At 40.2% G+C, this 16965-nt stretch carries 9 protein-coding genes; 8 read left to right on the top strand and 1 reads right to left on the bottom strand.

Annotated elements, in window-relative coordinates; genetic code table 11:
• Nucleotides 1-170 precede the first annotated feature (170 nt).
• From T8I65_RS15460 to T8I65_RS15430, 7 genes are all read left to right on the top strand, one after another.
• The gene (locus T8I65_RS15460; protein WP_322301433.1) at nucleotides 171-2960 is read left to right on the top strand and encodes a triple tyrosine motif-containing protein; all 2790 of its coding nucleotides are present in this window, start codon (nucleotides 171-173) and stop codon (nucleotides 2958-2960) included.
• 240 nt (nucleotides 2961-3200) lie between these two features.
• Nucleotides 3201-6221, top strand: coding sequence for a TonB-dependent receptor (locus T8I65_RS15455; RefSeq protein WP_322301432.1), 3021 nt, complete (start codon nucleotides 3201-3203; stop codon nucleotides 6219-6221).
• 4 nt (nucleotides 6222-6225) lie between these two features.
• On the top strand, nucleotides 6226-7698 hold the full coding sequence (locus tag T8I65_RS15450) for a RagB/SusD family nutrient uptake outer membrane protein (RefSeq protein ID WP_322301431.1): 1473 nt from the start codon (nucleotides 6226-6228) through the stop codon (nucleotides 7696-7698).
• Nucleotides 7699-7722: 24 nt separating this feature from the next.
• Entirely contained in the window at nucleotides 7723-9834 is a 2112-nt protein-coding gene (locus T8I65_RS15445; RefSeq protein ID WP_322301430.1) for a hypothetical protein, read from the top strand.
• A gap of 14 nt (nucleotides 9835-9848) precedes the next feature.
• Complete coding sequence (locus tag T8I65_RS15440) at nucleotides 9849-11504, top strand: family 16 glycosylhydrolase (RefSeq protein WP_322301429.1); 1656 nt, start codon at nucleotides 9849-9851, stop codon at nucleotides 11502-11504.
• A gap of 58 nt (nucleotides 11505-11562) precedes the next feature.
• A complete protein-coding gene (gene bglX / locus T8I65_RS15435; protein ID WP_322301428.1) occupies nucleotides 11563-13839 on the top strand; it encodes a beta-glucosidase BglX in 2277 nt (758 codons plus the stop codon).
• Nucleotides 13836-14615 carry a glycoside hydrolase family 16 protein gene (locus T8I65_RS15430; RefSeq protein ID WP_322301427.1) on the top strand — a complete coding sequence of 260 codons (780 nt, stop codon included), beginning with the start codon at nucleotides 13836-13838 and terminating at the stop codon, nucleotides 14613-14615. Before bglX ends, T8I65_RS15430 begins: the two co-directional genes overlap by 4 nt.
• A 27-nt stretch (nucleotides 14616-14642) precedes the next feature.
• Here the strand turns inward: T8I65_RS15430 and T8I65_RS15425 are convergent, their stop codons facing one another.
• Nucleotides 14643-15092: a nucleoside deaminase gene (locus tag T8I65_RS15425; RefSeq protein ID WP_322301426.1), complete on the bottom strand. Its 450-nt coding sequence runs from the start codon at nucleotides 15090-15092 to the stop codon at nucleotides 14643-14645.
• Between the two features lie 90 nt (nucleotides 15093-15182).
• On the opposite strand from T8I65_RS15425, the gene T8I65_RS15420 reads away from it, so the two are divergent.
• Nucleotides 15183-16955 carry a 1-deoxy-D-xylulose-5-phosphate synthase gene (locus tag T8I65_RS15420; protein ID WP_322301425.1) on the top strand — a complete coding sequence of 591 codons (1773 nt, stop codon included), beginning with the start codon at nucleotides 15183-15185 and terminating at the stop codon, nucleotides 16953-16955.
• Nucleotides 16956-16965: the final 10 nt, after the last annotated feature.

The raw sequence follows: 16965 nt of genomic DNA, 5'->3' as shown, positions 1-16965 counted from the left end.
TAGTAGTAGTATTCTGCTAATAACCTTCAAAAAAATTCATTTAATTTAGGATGTCATAGCTCTTTATAATACTTTAACAACCACTCCTAAAATTTTTACTAATTAAGGTTTATCTGCAATTGTTCAGGATTCAGTTTAAGTTTAATGTTTTTGAGATCCAGCATTCAAGAATGCTGTTCATGCTTATTCTTAGCGGACTTTTAGTATGTGATCTGCAAACATATGCGCAGGAACTCCCTCCGGTTACCAATTTCAGCCCCAATGACTATTCCGCAGGCAATCAGAACTGGATGATTTCCCAGGCTGATAACAAGAACCTGTATTTCGCAAATAGCACAGGTTTGCTTGAATATAATGGCGAGCGTTGGAGATTATACCCGGTACCCAATAAATCTATAGTTAGATCTGTAAAAGTTGTAAAAGAAAAAATCTTCACGGGAGCTTACATGGAAGCGGGATATTGGACTCCAAGAAATAATGGAGAGCTGGTTTTTCAAAGTCTTATCTCAAAGTTCCCTGATCTTAATGATGGCGAACAATTCTGGGATATTGAATATATAGATGGACAGGTTGTTTTTAGAAGTTTTGCAGGCATATATCTATACGACCTGGAACGTGATAAGGTTACGAAAATGGCTAATCCAACAGGGAAACCTGTTTCCAATATTTTCAATTTTGAAGATGAACTTTACTTTCAGCTTGTTGGCGAAGGATTGTACAAATTTGAAAAAGGCCAGCCCAGGCAAATCATTAGCGGGGAGCAATTAGGAGATATTGCGATCATGCATTTATACGATCTCGACGAGGATGGGCTTTCCATGATTACCGGGAATTCAGAATTTTATAAAATGCGATCAGGTTTGCTGGAACAGTTTTATGGACAGCTTAGTGATAATATTGGAAAACCAAATGCGCTCGATGCACTGGATCTTGATAATGGAAATCTAGTACTGGGAACAGTAGGAAGTGGTGTGATTGAGATCGCTCAGGATGGCAGGATCATTGGTAGATTTGATCAGAATAATATTTTGCAAAATAATACAACCCTGGATTTGCACCTTGATCAGTCTGGCAATGTATGGACAGGACTAGATTACGGAATTAGCGTTATTGACCTTGGGTCTACATTTAGATCTTTTCAGGATAACAGGGGTAAAATTGGCTCAGTCTACGATTCATATAAAAAAGACGATTTGTTATACCTGGGCACAAACCAGGGACTATATGTCAAAGAGGATGATTCCGAAGAATTTCAGCTAATACCAGGAACTAATGGACAGGTCTGGTTTCTGGATGAGATCGACGGTAATCTGTTTTGTGGCCATAATAGTGGGACGTTCCTGATTGAAGGCGCCACTGCAGATAAGATCAGCGAGCGGCTAGGAACCTGGATCGTTAAGAAGTATAAGGAGGACCTCTATATACAGGGACATTATAATGGAATCAGTTTTCTACGGAAAGAGGATTCAGGGTTTGAAGATCTGCCTATGCTGAATAACTTTCCACATTCCTCCAAAAGTATTGTGGTTGATAAGAATCTCAGTATCTGGATAGGTAATGAGCATAAAGGAGTTTTTAATCTTCAGCTTAACGATTCGCTAAGCGCTGCTTCTAATACCATCAACTACAAGTTTGAAGAGGAATCTGGAATAACTTCCGGAGTATTTCATTTCAATGATAGTTTATATTATAGTAGCCTCGCCAATATTTACAAATTTGATCAGGTTGAAGATCGATTCGATCTGGATAATTCTTTAAATCATCTGGTAAGCGATGTGGAAAGGGTTTCCGGTAGAATGATCGTGGAGGAAGATGATGTTCTATGGGGGTTTTCCGAAGAAGGTATTTTTTCAATTGAGCCTGAGGGAATTGGCAGTGATTACCAGCTTGACTATATTTTTATTGACCAGGACTATAGGAATATTGCGGTAGGGTATGAGAACATTAATAAATTAAATAATGACAGGTATTTACTTGGAGTTGCCAATGGTTATGTAAGCTTTGATGATACAGCGGCAGATTTGGATTTTGAGGATTTCGAGATCAGCGTAGATCGAATTACAGCAAGCTCTGTAGATTCACTCGGAGTTTCTTTAAATTCTTCGGAAGAGATAGAACTTCCATTCCGTCGTAATAACCTCAAATTTGAGTTTAGCGCGCCGATCTTCAAAAAATACACCAACACCAAATACAGTTACCGTCTCGTTGGTCTTTCTTCAAACTGGAGTACATGGAGTGAAGAACATGAAGTGTCTTACGAAAATCTGAATTTCGAGGATTACATTTTTGAGGTTAAAGCCCGGGTTGGTAATTCTGAAACTGAACCTGCAATCATATCATTTACCGTAGAGAGACCTTTCTATTTAAGTACTGGCGCCATCATTTTACATGTCCTGATCTTTCTGCTTATTCTTTATGCGGTTCATTTAATGAACAGGAGACATCATCGAAAATACCTGGCAGAAAATGAACGCGCACTCAAACTGAAGAATCTTGAGGCCGAAAAGGAAATCATCAAGTTGCAAAATGAGAAACTGGAACAGGATATGGCAGGTAAAAACCGGGAACTTGCGGTAACTACCATGAGCCTGATCAAGAAGAACGAGTTTCTAACCAAGATTAAAGATCAACTGAAGGAATACGAAAAAACCGGAAAAGTACAATCGGTAATTAATACCATCGATAAGGACATTAGCGAAGAAGACAACTGGAAATTCTTCAAAAAAGCATTTAGCAATGCTGATAAAGACTTTTTCAAAAAGATTAAATCAAAACATCCGGAACTTACTTCCAACGATCTCAAATTATGTGCCTATTTGAGACTAAATCTTAGCTCTAAAGAAATTGCTCCTCTTTTAAATATTTCGGTGAAAAGTGTAGAAATTAAACGATATCGTTTGCGTAAGAAGATGGATCTTGACCGGGAAACAAATTTAACCGAATATATTCTTTCTCTATAACCTTTACAACTGTAGAAAATAACTCTACATTACCTCTACATTCGCTTAAATTCCTAAATTTTAACACCTTAGCTACTGTTCTTGAAAATGGCATCTAACGCCTATCCTTATTGCGATTTCTGTAATTTGAGGCGCTTAAAATTGATAAATCTATAATTGTAGATATTTTGTAAAGGTTGAAAATCCTCTCTACGCACTTCATGTTAATATATTGTAAAAGCAAATTTAATTTTAAAACACATGAGGAAATTTACCTGTCTTTTGATTGTATTTCTAAGCGGGTTTTTCGGTGCTTACGCGCAATCGTTTTCGGTTAGCGGAACTATCACCGATGAGAACAAAATGCCTTTACTGGGAGTAAATGTGATCGTAAAAAATGAGTCAAGAGGTACTACTACAGATTTTGACGGAAATTATACGGTACAGAATATCTCCTCTGGAGATGTACTTCAGTTCAGTTATTTAGGTTTTCAAACCCAGGAAATTACAGTGAATGATCAACAAACGATCAATGTAACGCTTCAAACAGATTCAGAAGCATTAAATGAAGTAGTAGTGATTGGGTATGGTACTCAGTCAAGAAAGGAAATAACCGGTGCGGTAAGTGTGGTAGGTTCAGAAACCATAGAGGATTTGAACCCGGCACGAGTTGAACAGGCCTTACAGGGTAGAGTAGCAGGGGTGAATATCACCTCTACTTCAGGTTCTCCAGGAAGTGCTTCCACAATTAATATTAGAGGTATAAGTACCAATGGTGATAACCGACCTCTGATCCTGGTTGATGGTAACGTGATCGAAGACCTTAGTGTTATTAACCCAAATGATATTGAAAGCATTAATGTGTTGAAAGATGCAACTGCTGGTATTTATGGTGTTAGAGCTGCCAACGGGGTAATTCTTATTACTACTAAAACAGGTTCATACAATGCAGATCTTCAGGTTGAATTTGATGCTTATACAGGTGTTCAGCAAACTACACGAAGATTACCTGCTTTGAATGCAACCGAATATGCAGTAATCGTTAACGAAGCTTACGCAGCCGCTGGTCAAAATCCTCCTTACCCAAATTATAGAAACCTTGGTGAAGGGACAGATTATCAGGATGAGGTTTTTACAACAGCGCCAATGTCTGATATGAACCTGAATATTTCTGGTGGTGGAGATCGATCAAAGTATTCTTTTGGAGCTTCCTACTTTAACCAGGATGGTATTGTTGGTGGAAGCAAGTCTAATTATGATCGTTTTACAGGGCGTGTAAATTATAATCTTGAAATCATAGATAACCTGAAACTTAATTTATCCGGGATCTATACTAATAGTAACCGTAAGACTTTAGCTGAAAATGCACTTGGGTCTGTACTTTTCAATGCGGTGAACATGAATCCGAATATTCCTGTGCGTGATGCTGATGGAAATTTCTCTCTGGCTGAAGGGCTTGGAAATGAAGTTGTCAATCCACTTGCTCAGATCAACAACGCTTTCAATGATACACGTGTAGATAAAATTAGTGGTGTTGGTGGACTGGAATATACTATTTGGGATAAATTAACTGCGAAGACTCAATTCCAGTTCAACTATTCTGAAGTTGATGGAAGATATTTCTCTCCAGAGGTTTTCTATGGTTCTGGAAAGGTTTTCAACGTAGACCGTAATAATGTAACAGAGAACTTTGAGATCTATAGAGATTATACCTGGGATAACTTCTTAACCTATAATGACAGCTTTGGTGATCATAATCTTAAGTGGTTATTGGGTATGTCTGTTTTTAAAACTACCGGAGATCTTGCCTCTTTAACAGGATTTGAACTTCCATCTAATGAATATGACGCGGCGAGAGTTTCAAATGCTGCGGAAGTTGTAGATAACTATCAGAATGGGGGAGATACTTTCGATACTAGATTATTGTCTTACTTCACACGTGTTCAATATGACTATGAGGGAAAATATTTATTCTCTGGTTTGATAAGACGTGATGGTTCGACTGCTTTTGGTCCTGAAAACAAATTTGGATGGTTCCCATCTGCCTCTGTAGGTTGGGTAATTTCAGATGAAGATTTTATTAATGACAACGGTACTTTAAATTTCTTAAAATTAAGAGGTAGTTACGGGATCATTGGAAATGATAGAATTCCTGCTTTTAGATATGCCTCTCTACTGAACGGTGAAGGTGCTTATGTATTTAATGATGAAATTATCTTCGGAAAGGCAAGTGGTGCTCTGGGAAACCCTGAAATTAAATGGGAAAAACAGAAGACACTTGATATTGGACTTGACGCCAGGTTCTTCAATTCCAGTATTGATGTTACTATCGATTATTTTAAAAAGAAAACCGAAGACCTTCTTGTGATTCCGCAGGTATCAGGAATTTTAGGAGTTGCTGCTCCTGGATCTTCTGCACCGTTTGTAAATGGTGGAGGAGTTGAAAACGAGGGACTTGAATTCTCTATTGGATATAACCAGGTTGTAAATGATAATTTTAAGTTTAATGTAAACTATAACCTTACAGCTCTTAGAAATGAAGTGCTTTACGTAAATAGTGAAAGTGGACTCATTCCCGGAGGAGTTTTTGGAATAGGACAGGAACCACCATCCAGAATGGAGCCAGGAAAACCTATTGGATATTTCTATGGATTAGAAACCAATGGAATTTTCCAGACGCAAGCAGAAGTTGATGCTGCTGCAACGCAAGCGAACGCTGCACCAGGAGATATTCGTTTTGTAGATCAAAACGGTGACGGAGTTATTGATAGTGATGATAGAACAGATATTGGAGATCCAATTCCAGACCTTACCATGGGTGCAAATATTGGGTTCACCTTCAAGAACTGGGATTTTAACGCATATGCTTTTGCTTCCCTCGGAAATGAGATCGTAAGAAACTTTGAAAGAAATCAGCCAAATACGAATAGAACTAATGCTTTCTTAGGTAGATGGACTGGACCAGGAACGACAGATAGCTTCCCAAGAGTGACCGTTGGTGCTACCAGCAACAACCAGTTTTCAGATTTCTTCGTAGAAGACGGTTCTTACCTGAGATTACAAAATGTACAGGTTGGGTACACACTGGATTCAGATCTTATTGCAAATACTGGTGTAGAGAAGTTTAGAGTATATGCTTCAGTAAATAATGCATTTACGCTTACAGAATACAGCGGGTATGATCCTTCAGCTTCTAATGGAGCTCCAATTGGTGGTGGTATAGACCAGGGATTCTATCCAGTGCCAAGAATTTATATGCTAGGAATTAATCTGAAATTTTAATTAGATGAGAACGAAATTATATACAATCAATTGGATACTCGCCTTCGCATTTCTGGCGCTATCTGGATGTAGTGATGACTTCGTGGATGTAGATAGCCAGGATGAAAATTCTGAGGATTTCTTTAATACACCCGAAGATTATGATCTTGCACTAGTAGGAGCTTATGACCTGCTTCAATCTACTTACCTTAATGTAATGCTGGGCGAGATCGCTTCAGACAATACCCTTGCGGGTGGTGAGAGTGCGAACGATACGCCTGGAATTCAGGAAATTGACAATATGGAGCATACTCCTGTAAACCAGCAATTAAGAGATATCTGGAGCTGGATGTTTGCGGGTGTAAATCGTGCAAACTATGTGCTTGAATTTCAGGACGCTCTGGATTTTGAAGGTAAGACTGAAATCATTGCCCAGGCAAGATTTCTAAGAGCTTATTATTATTTCGAACTGGTAAAATGGTTTGGAGATGTGCCATTAGCGGTAGACAATAGAATCCAGTTTGGAGAGCAATTCGATATTCCTAGAACTCCAAAGGCTGAAGTTTATGCTCAGATCGAGCAGGATCTTATGTTCGCTGCGGCAAACCTTCCGGCTGTCCAAAGCGTAAAAGGTCGTGTAACTTCGGGAGCAGCTCAGGCTTTGCTTGGAAAAGCTTATTTGTTTCAGAATAAATTTGCAGAAGCGGCTACTGCTTTCGAACCTGTAATTAGCGGACCTTACTCCCTCGTGCAGGATTATAACTTCATATTTGAACCAGAAGGCGAAAATAATGCGGAGGCAGTTTTCGAAGTTCAGTATACAGATAAAGAAGGTGCTGGTTTTGGGTGTCTTCAATGTTCAGAAGGAAATGTGGCTGTTGGATTTAATGGTGTAAGAAACATTTCTTATCCAAATCCAGAAAATGCTGTATTTGATTCTGGATTTAGTTTCAATGTTCCGGTACAGGAAGTAGTCGATGAGTTTTCAGACGATGATATTCGTAAAGACGTAGCTATTCTTGATATCGAAGCACATGCTGCTGCAACCGGAGCGAGCTATGCTGTAGGTTATGAGCATACTGGATATTATAACAGAAAATATATCGCAAGAGCTGGGGATTTGAATACCGGTGATCAAAACCTTACAAATCCAAATAACTACCGCGCAATTCGTTTCGCAGATGTGCTACTAATGGCTTCGGAAGCTAATTTCAAATCTGGTAATGAAGATCGTGCCAGAACTTATTTGAACAGAGTAAGAGACAGAGCCGGACTGGAAGATGTATCATTTTCTGGTAATAATCTGCTAAATCAGATTTATGAAGATCGCAGACTGGAACTTGTAGGAGAAGGGCATCGTTTCTTCGACTTGGTAAGAACAGGAAGAGCAGCAGATGAAATCGACGGTTTCGTTACAGGAAAACACGAATTATTCCCTATCCCGGCTATCGAAATTGAGCTTGCAGGAAACAATTGGGAGCAAAATCCAGGATACTAAAAACTACCATTAAAACGAATAAAAATGAAAATATTCAGAATTTTAGCAATGCTTACCATCTCGCTTCTGCTTTTTACAGGATGTGAAGATGATGAAATTACGAACTACGCGTTCCAGGAAATCTCTGCTCCAACAGATGTAACAGCAGACTTTGATATTAGCCAGGATGATACTGGAACAGTAACAATTACTCCAAGCGGTGTTGGTGCTCAGACTTTTCAAATTGATCTTGGAAATGGTGAGACTACCGAAATCGCAAATGGTGAGTCGGTTACTACCATTTATGATGAAGGAGAATATATGGTGGAAATTGTAGCAGTTGGCTCTACGGGCCTAACCAGCGAATACAATCAAATGCTGAATATCTCATTTAAAGCTCCTGAAAACTTGGTGATCAACGTAGATCAACCGGACACTGATCCAAAAACGATTACGGTTTCTGCTACTGCAGATAATGCTACGGTTTTCGATGTTTATTTTGGTGACATGGATGATGAGGAACCTACGCAACTTATGCCAGGAGAATCTATCGAACATACTTACGAACCTGGAGTATATGAATTGACAGTTATTGCACGTGGAGCTGGTGCGGCTACTTTGGAAGAAGATGAAATCATCATTGTTCCAGAAGCAACAGATCCTTTAAAGCTTCCTATTACATTTGATATGGGAACAGTAAACTATGCTGCCGGAACATTTAATGGTACTAGTTATGAAGTTGTTGTTAATCCTGATCTTTCAGGTGCCAATACTTCAGAAACTAATGTTGCTGCCGTAACAAATTCTGGAGCGCAGTTCGAGGGTATTGCCTATACTCTTGGTGAACCAGTAGATTTTAGTGCAGATTCTAAAACTATTACTATGAAGGTTTGGTCTGATGTGGCTTTACCGGTACTTCTAAAATTTGAAGGTGGTGTTAATGGTGAAAGACAAACGGAAGTTTCCGCAGATCACGGTGGTACAGGATGGGAAGTATTGAGTTTCGATTTTGCTACAGACGCGATTAAAAGCTTTATCGATGGATCTCAAGGTGTTGGTGAGCCATTTGTTCCAACTGGTCAATATTCAACAATCGTAATTTTCATCGATGGTCCTGGCACTACTGCTGGTACTTTTTACATAGATGATATCAAAAAAGGAGAAGAGGCACAAAAGGATCCTACTGTAGCACCTGATGCACCAACAGCCGCTCAGGAAAATGTATTCTCTATTTTCAGCGATGTTTATACAGATCCTGCAAATATTAACTATTTCCCAAATTGGGGTCAGTCTACTACTTACGAGATGATCTCCTTGGATGGAGACAACGTTATTAAATACGATAACGCAAATTACCAGGGAATTGATATTGGAGAAAGTGTTGATGCTACAGCTTTTGAATTCGTAAATATTGCTGTATGGTCTGGAGATTATACTTCAATTCCTTTCTTTCTAATTTCTTCTACAGGTGAGAATGCGGTTAATCTAGAGGTTATGCCAAACCAGTGGAATATTATACAAATCCCATTATCAGAATTTACAAGTCAGGGATTAGATATTAGCGATGTATTCCAATTCAAGTTTGACGTACAGCCAGATAATGGAGGAAGCTTCTATATAGATAACCTGTATTTTTCTAATGAAGTACTTGTACCGCCAACAGAACCTGTTTCTGCAGCAGCAACACCTACAGAACCTGAAGCAAATGTAATTTCACTTTTTAGTGATGCATACACAAATGTAACTGTAGATACCTGGAGAACAGATTGGTCTGATGCTGTTTACTCTGAAACTACGGTAGAAGGGAATAATATAAAATTGTATGACCAACTTAATTTTGTGGGTATTGAAACGGTTGCCAATCAGGTGGATGCGTCGGAAATGACTCACTTTCATGTAGATTATTGGACCGGAAATGCTACTGCGTTCAGGGTTAAACTGGTTGATTTTGGTCCTGATGCCGCTTTTGATGGTGGGGATGATACCGAACACGAGATAGAGTTTACAGTAACTCCTAATACCTGGGTGAAGCTTGATATTCCACTTTCAGATTTTACAGGCTTAAGTAATACATCAAATATTGCACAGTACATATTCTCTGCAAACCCTACAGCTGAAGCTACTGTGTACATAGACAATGTGTATTTCCACAATTAGAAAAAAGAAAAACTATGAGATATATTAAATTAATAAGCTTCCTGTTTGCAACTCTCTTTATGATGAGTTGCCAGGAAGATGATCTCACCCTCGATACGATCGTAGTTCCTACAGATCTTCAGGTGAGTACAAATATTAGTGACGATGGCTCTGGAATGGTAGAATTTAATGCTACCGCCAACGATGCTATTACTTACGAGTATAACTTTAGCGATGGCTCCTCTGCTGTTGCTCCAAGTGGAAACTATACGAAACGTTTCACCAGAACAGGACTCAATACGTACCTCGTAACCGTAGTAGCCTATGGAAAAGGTGGTGTTAGTAGCTCGATGTCTCTGGAAGTCGAAGTTGAGAGTGATTTCAATGATCCTGAAACTAAGCAATTTCTTACTGGAGGAAGTTCTAAAACTTGGTATGTTGCAGCAGTTGAAGCTGGACATCTTGGAGTAGGACCTAATTTCGTAGCAGACGGAGTTGCAAGTGCTTTTCCAGAATATTATCAAGCAGCACCTTTTGAAAAAGCAGGTGATGAAATATCTTCATGTTTTTACACAGATGAGCTGACTTTTACTGAAAGTGGGGAGAACATCACCTACAATCAGGATAATATGGGTCGAACATTCTTTAATGTAGACTATGTTGCTGAATTTGGTGGTGGCGGTGGCCAGGATGAATGTATCGATTACGATACTTCTGGCGATAAGTCGGTTACTTTGGCTCCTGCAGAAAATGGAGTTCCTGCAGATGCTACGACCGGAACTGAAATCCAGTTAGGTGGCGGTGGTTTTATGAGCTACTATATTGGAGCCAGCAATTACGAGGTTCTTAGTATTACTGAAAATACCATGTATGTAAGAGCAATTCCAGGAAGCAATCCTGATCTTGCCTGGTACTTGAAATTCACCACAACTCCCTTTGAGCAGCAACAAGCTGGTACAGGTGGAGAAGAAGAGGAAGAGGAAGAAGAAGCATTTGTTTCTCAATTCACTGAAATCTTCTGGAGTGATGAATTCGACGGAGATGCCCTCGATACCGATATCTGGAACTACGAAACAGGAAACGGAACTAATGGCTGGGGTAATGGAGAATTACAGTATTATACTGAAGATAATGTGTCTGTAGCAGACGGTAGTCTTATCATAACAGCCAGAAGAGAGGCAGAAAGTGGATTTGATTTCACTTCTGCAAGAATTACTACTATGGACAAGTTTGAAGTAACTTATGGTAGAGTAGAAGCTCGTGCCAAGATGCCTCAAGGTGGAGGAACGTGGCCAGCGATCTGGATGCTTGGAGCCGATTTTGATGTCGTTGGATGGCCTGCTACCGGTGAGATCGACATCATGGAATTTGTAGGTAACAAACCAAATGAAGTTTCTTCAGCATTACATTTCCCTGGAAATTCAGGTGGAAATGCAATTTTTGAAGCAACCAATATTCAAAATGCAGCTACAGAGTGGCATACATATGCCGTAGAATGGACAGCAGATGAAATAACCTTTCTGGTAGATAATGAGGTGAACTTCACCTTTTCCAATGAATCTTCTTTACCATTCAACAAGGATTTCTTCCTTATCATGAATGTAGCAATGGGAGGCGCACTTGGCGGAGATATCCCTGCAGAATTTAGCGAAGCTTCTATGGAAGTGGATTACATCAGAGTATATAAATAGTTTGTTTAGCTAACAACTCCCGGGATCTTTCAGGTTCCGGGATTTATTTTTAGAGATTATGAGAAAGTTATTCTTAAGTACCCTTTCACTCGTGGTCGGGACCATAGGACTGCATGCGCAGGAAACAGGTCTCAAAAGTTCAGTAAAGAATGTCGAAGCCAAGGTAGATTCGGTTTTAAACATCATGACCCTGGAAGAGAAAGTAGGCCAGATGATCCAGTACAACGGGAGTTGGGATCTTACTGGACCCGCTTCTGAAACCGGTAATAAACAAAAAGAAGACAGGCTAAAGAAAGGTCTGGTTGGATCTATGCTAAATGTGCTTTCCGTAGAAGCGACCGAAAAAGCACAAAAGCTCAACATGGAAAATTCACGCATCAAGATTCCGATTATTTTTGGATATGATGTAATTCATGGATATAAAACAATTTTTCCAGTGCCGTTGGCAGAAACTGCTAGCTGGGATATGGAAGCTGCAGAGGAGTCGGCTAGAATTGCCGCTTTAGAATCTGTAGCAGAAGGTGTGAACTGGACGTTTTCTCCGATGATCGATGTTTCACGCGATGCTCGCTGGGGACGGATTATGGAAGGCTCCGGGGAAGACCCCTATTTAACTTCTCAGGTTGCGGTGGCAAAAGTAAATGGATACCAAGGAGATGACCTTGCAGATCCTAATACGATCGCAGCAACCGCTAAGCATTTTGCCGGATATGGTTTTGCTGAAGGTGGAAAGGATTATAACACAGTGAATATTGGTAAGAACGAACTTCATAATGTCATTTTGCCACCGTTTAAAGCTGCGGCAGATGCTGGAGCTGCTACTTTTATGAATGCCTTCAACACAATTGATGGTATTCCTGCGACCGGTAGTGAAAGCCTTCAGCGTGAGTTATTAAAAACTGAATGGGGCTGGGATGGATTTATAGTGTCAGATTGGGGTTCTATTTCAGAAATGATACCTCATGGATTTGCCCGTGATAAAGTGCATGCTGCTGAAATCGCTGTAAAGGCTGGTAGCGACATGGATATGGAAGGCGGAGCTTACCAGGCCGGACTCGAGCAATTGGTTGCTGAAGGAAAAGTTGATGAAGAGCTTATCAATGATGCAGTTCGCAGAATCCTGAGAGTGAAATTTATGATGGGGCTTTTCGATGATCCTTATCGTTATATCAATGCTGAAGTAAAAAATGAAGTGCCTTATGAGCAACATCTTGAAACAGCACGTGATATTGCCAGAAAATCTATTGTTCTTCTGAAGAATGAAAATGATCTTTTACCAATGTCGGCTTCCGCAGGAAAGATCGCAGTGATTGGTCCGCTTGCTAATGACAAGGACACGCCAATTGGAAACTGGAGAGCCCAGGGTAAAGCGAACTCTGCCGTATCTGTTGTAGAAGGTTTAAAAAATCAATTACCAGACTCTGAAATTGTTTATTCTGAAGGAGTAAAGTTAGGGATGGGAGAACGTAGCTTTTTAATGCCGCTTAAAATCAACAAAACCGATACTACAGGAATGGGTGAGGCCGTTAAGAATGCCAGAGACGCTGAAGTGGTGGTTATGGTTCTTGGTGAAGATGCATTTCAATCTGGGGAAGGTAGAAGTCAGGCAAATATTGGTTTCGCCGGACTGCAACTAGAGCTTTTGAAAAAAGTTTACGCTGTAAATAAGAATATCGTTCTGGTACTTATAAATGGAAGACCAATGGAATTAAGCTGGTCTGCTGAAAATATTCCTACTATCGTTGAAGCCTGGCAGCTTGGTTCTGAAAGTGGAAATGCTATCGCAGATGTGCTTCTTGGAAAGTACAATCCTTCCGGCAAATTACCGGTTTCTTTTCCTAGAGCTGTGGGACAGGAGCCATTATATTATAACTATAAAAACACTGGGAGACCATACAGCGAACAGCATGTGACCTACTCGCATTATACAGATATCGAAAACGGACCTTTATTTCCATTCGGTTACGGGCTTAGTTACACAACTTTCGATTACGCTAAACCAACTTTGAGCTCAGCTACGTTAACTTCAGGTGAAACTGCGACCTTGAGTGTTGCAGTCACAAATTCTGGGGATACCAAAGGGAAAGAAGTTGTGCAACTATATCTACGTGATATGGTGGCTAGCACGAGCAGACCTGTAAAAGGATTGAAAGGTTTTGAGCTGATCGAACTGGAAGCGGGTGAAACTAAAACTGTAGAGTTTGAAATTTCAGAAGAGATGCTTCAGTTTTATACCGCTAATGAAAAGTGGGAAGCTGAAGAAGGAGAATTCAGGTTGATGGTTGGAACCAATTCAGAAAAATTGCAAACAGTGACACTTAATTTTCAGAAATGATGAAGAGACCCTACTCATATTTGATCCTGTGCCTGGTCCTGGTTTCTACGGCCAGTGCACAGGAAAAAATAATTTTCGAAGAGGATTTCAACGCAGATACTCTAAATATGGAGGTCTGGAATTATGAAGAAGGGGACGGTTGTCCTGATCTTTGTGGTTGGGGGAACAACGAAAAGCAGATCTATAATCGCGATTATGTTGCCCTGGAAGATGGTAAACTGGTGATCACTGCGGAAAAAAAAGGTGATACCTATTATTCAGGAAAGATTAATTCCAAGGATAATGTGGAGTTTACTTACGGTGTGATTGAAGTAAAAGCAAAACTTGCTACGGGCAAAGGTCTCTGGCCAGCTATCTGGATGTTGGGTGCAGACATTAGTGAGGTTGGATGGCCTGCCAGTGGTGAGATCGATATTCTGGAATATATTGGCAGAGAGCCGGGCATCGTTTTTACTTCCCTGCATACCCCGGCGAGTCACGGGAACACGATCAATACTAAGAAAACGAAAATTGCAGATATTGAAGAAGGTTATCACACTTACAAAGCTGTGTGGACGCCGGATTATATTGAATTTTTTGTAGACGGGAATCAGTTATACCGCTTTACTCCGGAAAACTATAACGAGGAAGAGTATCCTTTTAAGAAGGATTTCTATTTTCTAATCAATATGGCCGTTGGAGGAAATCTTGGAGGTGCTGAAATAGATGAGTCGGCATTGCCAGACAGATTCTATGTAGATCATATCAAGGTAACTGAACTACCTGAAGAATATTAAAGTAAAAGGCCCCATATTGGGGCTTTTTTAATTCAGATTTCTTTTTTCTATAAAGAAACGCTTCAGTAAAGTGGAAGCTTCTTCTTCAAGAATCCCTGAAGCTACCTTAGTCTTGGGATGAAGCTGGACTCCATTCTTTCTATAACCTCTTGTGCTATCTTCCGCAGCAAAAACAATTTTTGAGATCTGACTCCAATAGAGGGCACCGGCACACATCTGGCAGGGTTCCAGGGTGATGTACATAGTACAATCCTTAAGATATTTACCCCCCAGAAAGCTTGCAGCGGCTGTGATAGCCTGCATTTCGGCATGAGCAGTTACATCGTTCAGCGTTTCTGTAAGATTATGTCCTCTTGCGATGATCCTGTCGTTGATGACTACAACCACTCCAACGGGAATTTCCCCTTTTTCATAAGCAGTTTCCGCTTCTTCCAGCGCTTTCCGCATAAAATAAGTGTCATCGTATGGATTGATCATTCCCAGGTTTTTGTGCAAGATATCATTTTTGAAAATTCCGTTTTCGTTTCAGGTTAATAATTCAGTTTGCATGATGTAACTTTGTTGCAAATGACCAGAGAATTATTAGATACCATCAACTTTCCGCAAGATCTGCGAAAGCTTCCGGAAGCCAGCTTACAGGATCTAGCCAGGGAACTTAGAGAATTTATCATCGAAATCGTAGCAACCAAGGAAGGTCATCTGGGGGCAAGTCTTGGTGTTGTAGAACTTACCATCGCATTACATTATATTTTTAATACCCCTGAAGATCTGCTGGTCTGGGATGTTGGTCACCAGGCTTATGGTCATAAAATATTAACTGGCAGAAAAAGTACTTTTCATACCAACCGACAGCTTAATGGAATTAGCGGATTCCCAAAAAGAACTGAAAGTGGGTTCGATACCTTTGGCGTAGGGCATTCATCTACTTCCATCTCAGCAGCGCTTGGGATGGCGATCGCTTCCCGACTTAAAGGCAATTATCAAAAACAACATATCGCCGTGATTGGAGATGCTTCCATCGCCAGCGGAATGGCTTTCGAAGGTTTAAATCATGCCGGAGTAACCAAAGCGAACTTGCTGGTTATATTGAATGATAACGCGATTGGTATCGATCCCAGCGTTGGGGCCTTAAAAGAATATCTAACCAAAGCAAGAGTTGGACATAAACCTGCCAGCGATAATATCATTGAAGCGCTCAATTTTCAATATTTCGGGCCTGTAGATGGTCATGATCTACCTGAATTACTGAAGGTTTTACAGGAAATGAAGGAAATCAGCGGACCTAAATTTCTACATGTCATTACCAAAAAAGGGAAAGGTTTAAAAAAAGCTGAAGAAGACCAGGTAAAATATCATGCACCCGGTAAGTTTGAACCTGCAACTGGTGAATTGCTGAAGTATGAAACCGAAGGTTTACCCATAAAGTTTCAGGATGTTTTCGGTCTAACGCTAGTAGAACTGGCGGAAAAAAATGACAAAATTATTGGGATCACCCCAGCGATGCCTACAGGTAGTTCGCTCAAATATATGATGGATGCTTTTCCAGACAGGGCGTTTGATGTAGGTATCGCAGAGCAGCATGCTGTGACTTTATCTGCCGGAATGGCCACCCAGGGATTTACTGTTTTTTGTGCTATTTATTCTACTTTCCTTCAACGTGCATACGATCAGTTAATTCACGATGTTGCCTTGCAAAAACTGCCGGTGATATTTTGCCTGGATCGTGCTGGCTTGGTAGGAGAAGACGGAGCTACGCATCACGGTGTTTTTGATATTGCCTACTGCAGACTTATTCCAGATCTTATGATCGCAGCTCCAAGAAATGAAACCGAGCTTAGAAACCTTCTCTACACGGCCCAGCTTGGTTTAGACAAACCATTAGTAATTCGCTATCCCCGCGGAAGAGGATCTCAGATTGATTGGAAAAAACCTTTTCAAAAGACTGTTATTGGTAAAGCTGAGTGCCTTCAGCAAGGAACTGATATCGCCGTTCTAACGATCGGAAATATGGCTGCAAACGCTTCCGAAGCAATTAAAAGTTATAAAGGGTTAGGGAGTATTGCGCACTACGACATGAAATTTGTAAAACCGCTAGATAAAGATCTGCTAAAAGAGATCTTCGAAAAATTTGATAAAATTATCACTATTGAAGATGGCGTAATCTCCGGAGGTTTTGGAAGTGCGATCCTGGAGCTTGCTATGCATCTTGATTATAAGGGTAAAATTGAGATCATGGGGGTGCCCGATAATTTTATAGAACATGGAAATATCGATCAATTACAAGAAATTGCGGGAATTAACGTTGAAGGAATACGGCAAAAGCTGGAAACTTTGAACTGATTTTATATTT

Origin of the sequence: Christiangramia sp. OXR-203, assembly GCF_034372165.1 — a bacterium.
Taxonomy (GTDB): domain Bacteria; phylum Bacteroidota; class Bacteroidia; order Flavobacteriales; family Flavobacteriaceae; genus Christiangramia.
The sequence above is the reverse complement of the archived record's forward strand: the minus strand, read 5'-3'. Positions and strand labels throughout refer to the sequence as shown.

Excerpts from the sequence above, each read along its gene's own strand:
- T8I65_RS15430 (WP_322301427.1), top strand. The coding sequence starts at position 13,836 with ATGATGAAGAGACCCTACTCATATTTGATCCTGTGCCTGGTCCTGGTT.
- T8I65_RS15440 (WP_322301429.1), top strand. The coding sequence starts at position 9,849 with ATGAGATATATTAAATTAATAAGCTTCCTGTTTGCAACTCTCTTTATG.
- T8I65_RS15445 (WP_322301430.1), top strand. The coding sequence starts at position 7,723 with ATGAAAATATTCAGAATTTTAGCAATGCTTACCATCTCGCTTCTGCTT.
- T8I65_RS15455 (WP_322301432.1), top strand. The coding sequence starts at position 3,201 with ATGAGGAAATTTACCTGTCTTTTGATTGTATTTCTAAGCGGGTTTTTC.
- T8I65_RS15425 (WP_322301426.1), bottom strand. The coding sequence starts at position 15,092 with ATGATCAATCCATACGATGACACTTATTTTATGCGGAAAGCGCTGGAA.
- bglX (WP_322301428.1), top strand. The coding sequence starts at position 11,563 with ATGAGAAAGTTATTCTTAAGTACCCTTTCACTCGTGGTCGGGACCATA.
- T8I65_RS15460 (WP_322301433.1), top strand. The coding sequence starts at position 171 with ATGCTGTTCATGCTTATTCTTAGCGGACTTTTAGTATGTGATCTGCAA.
- T8I65_RS15420 (WP_322301425.1), top strand. The coding sequence starts at position 15,183 with ATGACCAGAGAATTATTAGATACCATCAACTTTCCGCAAGATCTGCGA.
- T8I65_RS15450 (WP_322301431.1), top strand. The coding sequence starts at position 6,226 with ATGAGAACGAAATTATATACAATCAATTGGATACTCGCCTTCGCATTT.